10 protein-coding genes are annotated in these 11,531 nt (G+C 55.4%); 6 read left to right on the top strand and 4 right to left on the bottom strand.

The window, feature by feature from the left end:
- Positions 1 to 18: 18 nt before the first annotated feature.
- The 4 genes from AC2FLD_RS13725 (at position 19) to AC2FLD_RS13710 (ending at position 6,017) form a co-directional block, all read left to right on the top strand.
- A complete protein-coding gene (locus tag AC2FLD_RS13725; RefSeq protein ID WP_496673859.1) occupies positions 19 to 1,266 on the top strand; it encodes a lytic murein transglycosylase in 1,248 nt (415 codons plus the stop codon).
- 677 nt (positions 1,267 to 1,943) lie between these two features.
- Positions 1,944 to 2,837 (top strand): UTP--glucose-1-phosphate uridylyltransferase GalU, encoded by an 894-nt coding sequence (gene galU, locus AC2FLD_RS13720; protein WP_496673856.1) that lies wholly within the window; start codon positions 1,944 to 1,946, stop codon positions 2,835 to 2,837.
- A gap of 321 nt (positions 2,838 to 3,158) precedes the next feature.
- Positions 3,159 to 4,229, top strand: a complete 1,071-nt coding sequence (locus AC2FLD_RS13715) for a DUF2793 domain-containing protein (RefSeq protein WP_496673853.1) — start codon at positions 3,159 to 3,161, stop codon at positions 4,227 to 4,229.
- Between the two features lie 483 nt (positions 4,230 to 4,712).
- On the top strand, positions 4,713 to 6,017 hold the full coding sequence (locus tag AC2FLD_RS13710; RefSeq protein ID WP_496673850.1) for a UDP-glucose dehydrogenase family protein: 1,305 nt from the start codon (positions 4,713 to 4,715) through the stop codon (positions 6,015 to 6,017).
- Between the two features lie 83 nt (positions 6,018 to 6,100).
- On the opposite strand, the gene AC2FLD_RS13705 is transcribed toward AC2FLD_RS13710, so the two are convergent.
- Positions 6,101 to 7,102, bottom strand: a complete 1,002-nt coding sequence (locus AC2FLD_RS13705) for a sterol desaturase family protein (protein WP_496803720.1) — start codon at positions 7,100 to 7,102, stop codon at positions 6,101 to 6,103.
- A 108-nt stretch (positions 7,103 to 7,210) separates the two neighbouring features.
- Here AC2FLD_RS13705 and AC2FLD_RS13700 point away from each other — a divergent pair, with 108 nt between their 5' ends.
- Positions 7,211 to 8,101 (top strand): LysR substrate-binding domain-containing protein, encoded by an 891-nt coding sequence (locus AC2FLD_RS13700; protein ID WP_496673845.1) that lies wholly within the window; start codon positions 7,211 to 7,213, stop codon positions 8,099 to 8,101.
- Here the strand turns inward: AC2FLD_RS13700 and AC2FLD_RS13695 are convergent.
- From AC2FLD_RS13695 to AC2FLD_RS13685, 3 genes are read right to left on the bottom strand one after another with little or no spacing between them, the layout of a single operon-like run.
- A complete protein-coding gene (locus tag AC2FLD_RS13695) occupies positions 8,074 to 9,150 on the bottom strand; it encodes a helix-turn-helix domain-containing protein (RefSeq protein WP_496673842.1) in 1,077 nt (358 codons plus the stop codon). The genes AC2FLD_RS13700 and AC2FLD_RS13695 overlap by 28 nt on opposite strands.
- A 47-nt stretch (positions 9,151 to 9,197) precedes the next feature.
- Complete coding sequence (locus AC2FLD_RS13690) at positions 9,198 to 9,935, bottom strand: hypothetical protein (protein WP_496673839.1); 738 nt, start codon at positions 9,933 to 9,935, stop codon at positions 9,198 to 9,200.
- Positions 9,932 to 10,456 (bottom strand): RNA polymerase sigma factor, encoded by a 525-nt coding sequence (locus AC2FLD_RS13685; RefSeq protein ID WP_253276870.1) that lies wholly within the window; start codon positions 10,454 to 10,456, stop codon positions 9,932 to 9,934. Before AC2FLD_RS13685 ends, AC2FLD_RS13690 begins: the two co-directional genes overlap by 4 nt.
- Positions 10,457 to 10,552: 96 nt before the next feature.
- Between AC2FLD_RS13685 and AC2FLD_RS13680 the strand changes: the two genes are divergently transcribed.
- Complete coding sequence (locus AC2FLD_RS13680) at positions 10,553 to 11,506, top strand: c-type cytochrome (RefSeq protein WP_496673836.1); 954 nt, start codon at positions 10,553 to 10,555, stop codon at positions 11,504 to 11,506.
- The last annotated feature ends 25 nt before the right edge of the window (positions 11,507 to 11,531 follow it).

The raw sequence follows: 11,531 nt of genomic DNA, 5'->3' as shown, positions 1-11,531 counted from the left end.
TTACCAGAGCAGGGACGCATGTTTACTTTGATGCGCACAATACTTGCAGTCATGTGCTTTAACCTGCTGTCGCACGCCGCATCAGCTCAGGATCATGCCGAGGTCGAACGTCAGTTTCAGGCGTGGTTGCAGGACGTAATTTGGCCAAAAGCACAAGCCAAAGGGGTTTCGCGCAAAACGATGGAACAAGCGTTTGCTGGAGTGACCCTGAACTGGAAGCTGCCGGATCTGGTTCCGCCCGGACAAAAACCCAAAACCCCGAAAGCCCAGAAACAGGCCGAGTTCGGTTCACCCGGGCGGTATTTCAACGCGGGATCCGCTCTGGGTGCCACCGCCGTTGGCCGCAAAATGGCGACACGGCACTCAGCGACACTTGCCTCGGTCGAACGAGAAACCGGAGTACCCGGCCGCATAATCCTGGCAATCTGGGGCAGAGAGAGCGGGTACGGACAAGTGCCGATCCGCCACGACGCGTTTCGTGTTCTGTCAACCAAAGCGTTCATGAGCACGCGCGCCGAGTATTTTACAGGCGAACTGATCGCAGCCCTGCAAATTGCTGAATCCGGATATTTGCCTGCTCGGGGCATGAAAAGCAGCTGGGCAGGCGCATTAGGTCAGCCACAATTCATGCCGTCCAATTTTTTGACCTATGCAAAAGACGGCGACGGAGATGGGCGGGCTGACATCTGGGGGTCGCCCGCTGACACTATTGCATCCATTGGCCATTATCTGGACCAACATGGCTGGGTCAGCAATCGAGACTGGGGTTTCGAGGTGTCCGTTCCCGCAAACGTATCCTGCTCTCTGGAAGGGCCCGATCAGGGACGGCCCTTTCACAAATGGGAAGAGATGGGGATACGCCGGGTCTCGGGCAGGCCATTCCCGGCCCATGAACGTGATGGCGAAGGATTTCTGATGATGCCAGCAGGCCGACATGGGCCTGCTTTTCTGGTCACACCAAATTTCTATGTCCTCAAGGAATACAACAAAAGCGACCTTTATGCTCTGTTCGTTGGCCATGTCGGCGACCGCATTCAATACGGCGTCGGTGATTTTGCTGGGCAATGGGGAAAGGTCGGAGGGCTGTATCGATCCGACGTTGCGATAATGCAGCGCGCCCTCGAAGAATTGGGCCATGATGTTGGTGGTGCAGATGGGTTGCCTGGGTTCAAAACGCGCCGCTCAATCGGTCGATGGCAACAATCTTTGGGACTCGCGCCAACTTGCTTTCCAGATGCCGGGATGAAAGCCGATCTGGTTCCTTAACGGTCGTGTGATTCCGAAAAACAGCGAATTTGGCAAAGGTCTGCCTCCAACTTACAGACCCGTGTCGCGCCCATGTGCTCGAATCCCAGGCCCGCCCTGCGTTCACTGAGGGGAAATTTGCCTCATTGTTGCCAATTTCAGAACAGCGCTACAGCTTTCTCACTTCAAATCTTACCCTCCCTTTGTTGGAAGAAACACTGCAACTCTACTTGCTTCCTGTCTTTGGTTATTCAGCGCTAACCAACGAAAAAGCCTTTCGGTTGCACGTCTGCCTCGGCTCGTGAGATTGAAATCACCCCCAGAAACTCAGCAGAAAAGAACAGTGTTATGGGCCAGATAGCCTACCTAAGTGCATTCATCTGACGCTGCGAAACGGTCCCGTTCAATCGGCGAAGGAGAAAGGCCTATTGAGAACGTGGGTAAACACTACGTGATCAATCAACATAAATCAGACACGGATCAAAAGTAGAAATACCCTGAACCACAGCACTTTTCTGTATTGTTCCGGATAGCATGACATCAGCACATTCTTTTGACCACGTCCCTAGAAAATGGCACGATTTGACCAATTGCCACCCGGACTATTGGGCATCGTTGATTGATCGGGGCGCGCAGCCTATTAGAACACATCGGACGCTATTCATTCTTCCGACCGACTATTGAATTTGAGAGGCACCATGACACGCAAGGTCACCAAAGCGATTTTTCCTGTTGCAGGCATGGGAACGCGTTTTTTACCCGCAACGAAGTCTGTTCCAAAAGAAATTATGACACTGGTAGACCGCCCTTTGGTGCAGTACGCGATCGACGAAGCTCGCGCCGCCGGGATCAAGGAATTTATCTTTGTCACATCACGCGGGAAGTCTGCGCTGGAAGATTATTTTGACCACAACCTCGTGCTGGAACAAGAGTTGAAGGCCAAGAAGAAAGTCAAGCTGCTTGAGATCTTGAACAAGACCAATATGGAAAGCGGCGCGATTGCCTACATCCGTCAGCACAAAGCACTGGGCCTCGGGCACGCTGTTTGGTGCGCACGCCGCCTGATCGGCGATGAGCCCTTTGCCGTCATGCTGCCGGACGATGTGATCGCGGCGGGCAAGCCTTGCCTGCAACAAATGATCGAAGCCTATGAAGAGACCGGTGGCAACATGGTAGCCGCCATGGAAGTTCCGCAGGAAAAGACAAGCTCGTACGGTGTGCTGGATGTAGGCGACAGTATCGGTCCTGTTATCCCTGCCCGTGGCATGGTCGAAAAACCCGAACCCGCGGAAGCGCCCTCCAATCTTGCGGTTATCGGGCGCTATGTTCTGCGCCCATCTGTCCTGAACAACCTGAACGCAAAGAAAGCCGGGAGTGGTGGCGAAATTCAGCTGACGGATGCAATCGCCGAAGACATCGCGCAAGGTGTACCCGTGTTTGGGTACAAGTTCGACGGACAACGCTTTGATTGCGGGTCGAAATCGGGCTTCCTGCAAGCCACCGTTGCCTTTGCGCTTGCACGTGACGATCTGCGGGACGACCTGAGTCAGTATCTCAATGACATTGTAGCGACGGGAAAAGCGGCCCAGTAACCAAGAGTCGATGTTTCACGTGCGCGTTAAACCGCACTTTTGATGGGTAGAGATTCAGCAACAGACCCGACGTAGACACAATTCATCCTGTGTTCTTGCAGAGCATCAGGAAAATGTTGTGGTCTGTTTCCAAATGCCCGTGAAAAGTCTGATGTGATCAGGTCCACGAACGCAGGGCATGGATAAAGTGGGGCTTTTTCTCCGTTTAAAAGTTAGCAAAAGGTTTCTTGGGCGGTCGGCCCGATCACAGAGGATTGACGCGCTTTGCGGCAGTGTAGCGCGCAACCGGTGTTTCGGACCGACAGCTACAGGAGGACCTTCGTGTCACAAATCTCACCCCGACTGAACTTGCCTTTTTTGCAACCCTCGCAGGCGCAAAAGCACGTCACCCACAACGAAGCTCTGCGTCAGCTTGATTTGATCGTGCAGCTGACAGTCCGCTCAATCGACGCCAGCACCCCCCCGGTTGTTCCCCAACAGGGCGAGGTTCATGCGGTGGGCACATCCCCAACCGGCGATTGGGTGGGGCACGCCGGGGAACTTGCAGCTTGGCTGGACAATGCCTGGCATTTCGTGGCCCCAGCCGTTGGTTGGCGCGCTTGGGACGAAAACTCTGGTGATCTCAAATTCTGGGACGGAACAACCTGGGTGCCTCTACCCGTGGACACGCAAAACCTGGATGGTGTCGGGGTGGCGGCCACCTCAGACACGACGAACCGCCTGACTGTGCGCAGCCCGGCCACATTGCTGACCCACGAAGGTGGTGGACATCAACTGAAGATCAACAAAGCCAGTGCGGGCGACACCGCGTCATTGCTGTTCCAATCGAACTGGACAGGCCACGCTGAGATGGGCCTGTCGGGCAATACTGGTTTTTCCATCAAGGTCTCACTCGATGGCGGCAGCTGGACCGATGCGTTGAGGTTTGATCCAGCCACCGGCACGGCAACAGGCGCGGCTGTCCAAAGCGATGCAACCGATACAACCCCTGGCCGCCTTATGAGAGCGGATTTCGGTTACGGACCCGCTAATCTTTTGGGATCTGTCTCGGAAAACTCGGGCACCCCGACCGGCGCTGTTATCGAGCGCGGAAGTAACGCAAACGGAGAGTTTGTGCGGTTCGCCGATGGCACCCGAATCTGCACCGCTACTTTATCCGCAGTTGACTGCACCAATGTTGAAGGTGCTTTTTTCGTAAGCTCTGCAATAGTGTGGGACTTTCCCGCAACCTTTACTGCGGCACCAAGTGTCAGTGGTAGCGGAGGGGCAACCGACCGTTTCATTGGAATGGACACACCCAACACGACACAAGTTAATTGCAAAGTGCTGTCGGCCCTGTCGGATTCCTCGACACTGCCTCCAACCGTTACAGCAATCGGGCGCTGGTACTAATTCAAATGGCCGTCCGACGGCGTATGTCTCGGGCGGCTAAATTTCTCGAAGATCAAAGATGACCAATTCTAGAATCCAGGCATGGGTTTAACAAACACGGCTTCAAAGCTCATTTCTGGAGAGCCGCCCCGGCTTTCACAGTTACAGCCTCGTGTGAATCTTCCCCACCATGCGCAAGCGAAAGACCGAGCGCCGCCGCAGACCCTTGTATAGACCGGGTCCCCTAGCCGAACCCTGAAACCGAATAGCTCTAAGTAGTCGTAAGGTGCCTTTCTCGTCTGCATCTGCTGTGTATTCAGGCGATTAAAAGCAGTTTGGACTTTAACGTGCATCGCAAGTTTTTTCTCTGCGCTCTTATTGCCTCAAAAACAGCAAGAATCTATGGGATGTAACCCACAGCTATTGTGAACCATTGAATTCGGTGTTGGTTTCTTCAATTGTTCGCGCGTTGTCGACAGGTATTAGTAAGAAGGATTTTAACAGATGCGTATTGCAATGATCGGCACCGGATATGTGGGCCTTGTGTCTGGCGTGTGCTTCTCGGATTTCGGTCATGACGTGATTTGCGTCGACAAGGCAGATCAGAAAATCGACATGCTCAAAGCCGGGGACGTCCCAATTTACGAGCCAGGCCTTGATGTGTTGATGGCCAAAAATGTGGCTGCCGGTCGTTTGAGCTTTACGACTGATTTGGCCGCTGCCGTAGATGGCGCTGATGCTGTCTTCATTGCAGTCGGCACCCCAACGCGGCGGGGTGATGGCCACGCAGATCTGACCTACGTTATGGCCGCTGCAGAAGAAATTGCGGGGGCTGTCACTGGCTATACGGTCATTGTCACCAAATCGACTGTACCCGTGGGCACCAACAGACGAGTGCATGAGGTTGTCTCGGCCTCTAATCCCAAAGCTGAATTTGACGTCGCTTCGAACCCTGAATTCCTGCGTGAAGGTGCGGCGATTGATGACTTCATGCGCCCGGATCGCGTTGTGGTGGGTGTGGAAAACGATCGCGCCGCCGAAGTGATGGCCGAGATCTACCGCCCGCTTTACCTGCGTGATTTTCCGATCCTTTCCACGGATCTGGAAAGCGCTGAGATGATCAAATACGCCGCAAACGCGTTTCTTGCGACCAAGATTACCTTCATCAACGAAATTGCGGGCCTTTGCGAAAAGGTCGGCGCAGATGTCAAAGAAGTGTCGCGCGGCATCGGTCTGGATGGACGGATCGGCAACAAGTTCCTACATGCTGGCCCTGGCTATGGTGGGTCGTGCTTTCCTAAAGATACTGCAGCGCTGGCCCGGATCGGTCAGGATCATGCGCATCCGATGCAGATTACCGAAACCGTCATTCGTGTGAATGACGAGATCAAGAAACGTATGATCGAGAAAATCCGCGAGGTCTGTGACGACCGTTTCAATGGAAAAACCGTGGCGGTTCTAGGCGTCACGTTCAAACCCAACACAGACGATATGCGCGACGCGCCTTCGTTGTCCATTGTCCCCGCTTTGATCGGCGGAGGCGCAAAGGTACGCGTTGTCGACCCTCAGGGCAGATCAGAGGGTGAGGCGCTTTTGCCAGGGGTCGAGTGGTGTGATGACCCCTATGCGGCAACTCAAGAAGCGGATGTCGTCGTGCTGTTGACTGAGTGGAACGAGTTTCGGGCGCTGAACCTGACTGAAATGGCCAAGTCGATGAACACGGCCCGCATGGTCGACCTGCGCAACATTTATTCGAGATCGGCGGCGCTCAAGTCGGGGTTTGAAACCTATGTTGGCGTCGGGCGCTGAACTCTTTACGCTGCATGCGTTCTAAACAGTCAGGACTCAGAGAACCGGGCCCGCAAAAGGCCCGGTACATCACGTTTCAAACTCTACTCAGCGGCCCAGATCTTGCGACGGCGTTCCTTGACCATTTCGTTGCCCTCGTCTGTGCCGTCGTGGAAGGTGTTGAACCACTCATCCCACGGGGTTTCCCACGTACCGTAATTGCAGTCGAAGAACCTGTGATGCAGCTGGTGAAAGAAATCCCCGACCTGAAACTTGGCTTTGTTGCCAAGCTTCACATGTTCGAACCCAGCATGAGAGGTCGGCGCGCCAATACCGTGATGAAACAGCAGGAAAATAGCATGGATCGGATGCGAAGGCAGGAGGAAAAAGATCATCGTGTCGAACATCAGAAAGAAGCTTTCAACCGGATGCATGGCCAGACCGGACCACGGGCCAGTGTTGATGTTGCGATGATGCCAAGCATGCACTTTGGTATAGAGCGGGCCAACATGCAGCAAACGGTGTAGCCAGTAGAAATGAAAGCCTGCCCAGATTGGGACAAAGATCACAACCGCGATGAACCAGGTCGGATTGCTGTCAAATGTGATCATCGTGATCCAGCCGTTGGCATAGGAATACAGGATCAGACACTCCCAGAAAGTCCAGAAGGTCAGCGCCGGCCCGAGGGTCCAGAACATGTTGTCCCAGACCTGGTTTTTGAAGGTAAAGACCTTCGCACCCTTCATCATCGGGCGCATGTCATAGCGGTATTCATCCTGTTGCGTGCGGAACTTCCACAAAGCCAGATGCAGGCCACCGGCCACAACCATCAGAATACAGAAGTTGCGGAACCAGATCTCGGCTACCCAATCCCAGCTGAAAGTCTCGATCCGTGCCAGCGATGGGGTCAGGAAATTCCAGGTGATGATTGCAAAAACCAGCAGCAAAGCGCGCAGTGCTAGCGGATTCCAGCTTTGCAGCAGGTAACGCAGCGCCGCCAAGGGCTTCATAGGCCAATCCCAATAAGGCGAAGTTTGGATCGGCAATTGTGGTGTGAAGTTCCAAATCTTGCGCCTGGGGCGTGGAGGCAAGGCAGGGTCTGACATATCGGGCTCGTTTTTATTTGTTCGCTGGTCACAAGTCTAAAACGGGAGGCCGAAACCTCAGACCTTATTGTCTTGCCGGTGAGGCTAAGTTTTGCTTAGCCTATGAAGATGAGCACCCGAGTCCCCTCTCTCAACTGGCTTCGTGTATTCGAAGCTGCTGCCCGAACCGAAAGCTTTGCCCGAGCGGCAAGTCAGCTCAACATGACACCCGCTGCCGTCAGCCAGCAGGTTAAAGCGCTTGAGACCCAATTGGGCACGCCCTTGTTTCATCGCCACGCCCATGCTGTAACCCTGACCGAAACCGGGCGCGCGTATCTGCCCTCGGTGCAGCAATCGTTGCTCATGCTCGAAACCGCAACCACCGGGTTGTTTGGTGAAACCCGCGCACAACGGCTTTATGTACAATCCGTACTGCTTTTTGCACACGGCATTTTAGCCAGCGGTGTTCCCACGTTTCAAACCGCGCATCCCCAGATCAACATGTCCCTGACCACTGGGAATGTCGTTTCCGATTTCGCCAACCGATTTACGGATCTGCAGATCGTATTCGGGAATCCCGCCCTTTTCGGTACCGAAAACGATGAGGTGATGCGCGAAAGCCTGTATCCCGTCGCCCCGCCTGACATTGCGGCACAGATCGAAACCCCGCAGGACCTGTTTCAGTTTACGCTGATTGAGGTCTCGACCCATCGCGCAAGCTGGCCGCATTGGTTTGAAAGCCTGCAACTGCCAACAGGGCAGGCACGCTATTTCTTTGCCGACAATTCCTTGATGGCCGCAGAGCTTTCTGCTGCTGGTTCGGGTATTGCGTTGGCCCGCGCCCCAGCGTCTGACCGGATAATGGATCTCTCGGGTCTTGTCGCCTGCCTGCCCGACTGCTCCTGTCCGGGACAAGAGGCGTATCATCTGGTTTACCCTTCCAGAACCACACTGCGCCCTGCGGCCCGTGCTTTCCGGGATTGGGTGCTGGACTACAGCGCGGCAGTCCAGACGCGGTAACGCCCCTGTCCAGTGACCTCACGCACCAGACCGCGACGGGTAAACAGATCAAAATTGCGCTGTACCGCTGCACGCGACGATTTGGTCAGGTCTTCCGCCAAAGGGGCAGAGACCATCGGCCATGAGGCCAAGACCTCAATCAGTCGTGGCGGGGTGCGTCCACTCAGATCTTGCGTGGCGTCCCGGGCCTGGTTCTCCCACGTGTTGACCCGATCAAGATGCAACAACCCGGCAAGGGCCGCCTGCCCCGCCCCATGTATCCAGGCGCTCAGCTTTTCAGTTGGCGTCCCCACCCCGCGAAGTGCCCCAGGCCCCGACAAGGCCAAAGGCATGAAAAGAGCACCCCCGCGCCCCATTGATGCCGCGTGCCGCGCTGCGATAACTGCTGCTTCGGTGTCTTGTCCAATTTCCTGTGCCAACGCCCGCCACGCGTGAAACGCAATTGCTGATTGGGTAACCGGATGCAAACCTTCGACATTTTGCATGACTTCGGCCAGATCAATGACCGCCTCGGGTGCAGCTTCAGACCCTTGTGCCAATCGGTCAAGAAACGCGGTCAAACCGCTTTCCCAGCCCCCCTCGGAAGGGGCCGCGCCCGAACTCAGGCGGCGTACCGCCCAGCCAGCACGGAACAGCGCCTGTACGTCATCATGGGTCGCGCCGATGCGTAGGCCCGTCCACAAGGCCAGACGGTCCACACTGACCCGATCGCCTGTCCACCAGCCCAGATCAGAAGTTTCCATCAGGGCCAGACGATGCGTCCACCCCTTGGGGCCAGCCCGCAACCGTTCGTCCAGCGCACCAAAGGTCAAGGCAAGATCGGCAAGCTCAGCAGAAAGTTCGGACTGAGCCGCACGCCAGTCGCGCGGATCGAACAATAGGCGCTGATCGGATCGAGGGCCGGGTAGAAAGAAATCTTCCTCCACGACCTCGTCCGGCGGCAGAAACCACAAATCCTCTTCTTCCGAAGAGTCCCCATCGTAAATACTGGCGGGTCCAAGATCTTCAGCCTCGTCCTGTGAAACGGGTATTGGTTTCTTCGCAATCATGCCCGGTATTCTTCGGACATTCGTACCGGTTCACAAGGGGTTTTCCGTCAGCCCGCAAAGGTTTGGGTCAAAACATCCAATTCGCTGTTCAAATCGGTCTGCGGAGAGTTGCCCAACAGCATATACCCATAGCCATCCTGCGCCCATGTGGCGGTCGCCAATCCGCTCAGTACCGCTTGCTTGATCTCAGCAGGAGGTGCGTCGGGGCCCTGACGGATGACACAGAATGCAAAGGGTCGCCCTTGATCATCCGCAAAAACAATCTGAATCAAAGGCTTGCCTTTGAAGGACAGAACCTGAGCCCGTTTAAGCTCCAACCCTGGGAGCGCTTCCAACGTTTCACGGTTCAGGGATCGGCCAAGTTCGGCTTCTGCCATTTCAAACTGCTTATCCAGCGACGCCTCGGAATCGTCCAGCGGGGCGATAGTCTCGGGCACATAAAGTGACTGATAGATCGCCGCCTGCTGCGCCCATCCCAGTTCTGCGGGGCGGGTTGCCCAGAACGTTACGGCAAAAGCGGCAATCGCGGTGCTTGCTGCCACAGCGACAACGTGCAGGACACCGCCACTTGAGTGTTGCGCATCAGGCTCGGGCAGATCGAATTTCGGCACCTCGGTGGGAATTGTCTCAAAAACGTCCTGAATGACCGGCGCGAGAGGATCCAGCGCCATCAGGCGGTGTTCAAGCTCGACATCATGCTCGACCGCCGCCTCAATGGCGCGGCTCTGAGCTTCATCCAGTGAGCCTTCCAGATACGCTGATAGCGTCTCGTCGGAAAACGTCATTTACCACTCCGTCGCGCGGTGTCTGCCGCATCAAGCTGCATCACGGTTTTCAGTTTCTGCCGGGCATTCGATAACCGGCTCATGATTGTACCGATGGGCACTTCCAGCATGGCAGCGGCTTCGCGATAGCTGTACCCTTCGACGAACACAAGCATTACCGTTTCCCGCTGCGCTTCTGGCAGCTGCATCACTTGTGTAAACACCTCAGTGGCGAAAATATTCGTTTCTGAATCTGCTCCTGGTGCCACCAGGTCTGCTTCTGGTGTCACCGATAGCGCCTGCGCCCGCCGGACCGAGCGTGAGCGCACCTCGTTCAGCCAGATCGAGCGGCAGATCGTCATCAGCCAGCTGTCCAAACGATTATGCGATGTGACCTGATGATGACGCTCCAGCGCGCGAAGACATGTCGCCTGCAGAAGATCATCAGCCACATCAGATGCCCCTGACAAAGCCAGAGCAAACCGCCAGACGCGTTTCGAATGCGTCTGCACCGCATCGCGCACGGCCTGTTCGGAAGTCATTTCGGCTCTCATCGAATAAATCGCGACCTGTGTGTGTTTGTCTGTCACGGACCGGGCCCGCAGGGGCACGAATGTCATAATCTTAGGAGAATTGAAATGAATCTTCTGTTGAAAGCTGTCACGATTGCGTCGGCAATTGTTGCAACGCCTGCACTTGCGGACAACTGGACACTGGACAGCGACAGCGACAGCGACAGCTCGCATCTGGCCTATGGTACCATCAAGAAAAACACTGTGGGCGAGGTCAACGGTTTCACCAATCTCAGCGGACATGTGACCCCTGACGGTAAAGCCGAAATCGACATCGACCTGTCCTCTGTCGAGACCAATATCGATATCCGAAATGAGCGGATGATCGAGTTTGTCTTTCGCAAAGTAGGTTCGGCAAAGCTGACGGCTGACTTCGACATGTCCGAGGTGTCCGGGCTGTCAGTCGGAGAAACCACCACGATAGATGCAGAATCCGTTCTTTCGCTGGCTGGCACCGATGTTGCTTTCGACGCCGAACTGTTTGTTGCGCGCCTGTCCGAAACTGCGGTAATGGTCTCAACCAACGATATGGTGTTCCTCAATGCGGAAGACGCCGGTGTCAATGCGGGCGTGGACACGCTGAAGGAACTGGCAGACCTGTCAGGCATTACCCGGACAGTGCCGATAACGGCCAGATTGATCTTTCATTCTGACGGCAAACAGGCCGCCGCAACGCCTGCCTCAGCGACACCAGAGATCGTAGCGGCAGCAGTGCAAGGGGACGCCAAAGCAGGCAAAAAGGTTTTCAGAAAATGCAGCGCCTGCCACAAGCTTGACCAAGGTCGCAACGGTGTCGGCCCGTCTTTGCACGCCATTATTGGCAAATCCGCTGGTCAGGCCGAAGGGTTCAGGTTTTCTTCTGCCCTCCAGGAAATAGACGTCGTCTGGACGCAGGAAAACCTGGCCACATTTCTGGCCGACCCCAAAGGGTTTCTTCCGGGTAATCGTATGCAATTCCCGGGGTTGAAAAAGGAAGACGACATTGTGAACCTGCTCGCGTATTTGCAGGACGCAAGCTAAACTGTTCCGAATTCCCACTTGATCT

It is taken from the genome of Ruegeria sp. CDSA021 (assembly GCF_059612325.1).
Note: the sequence above shows the minus strand (reverse complement) of the source record. Positions and strands in the feature narration are given on the sequence as shown.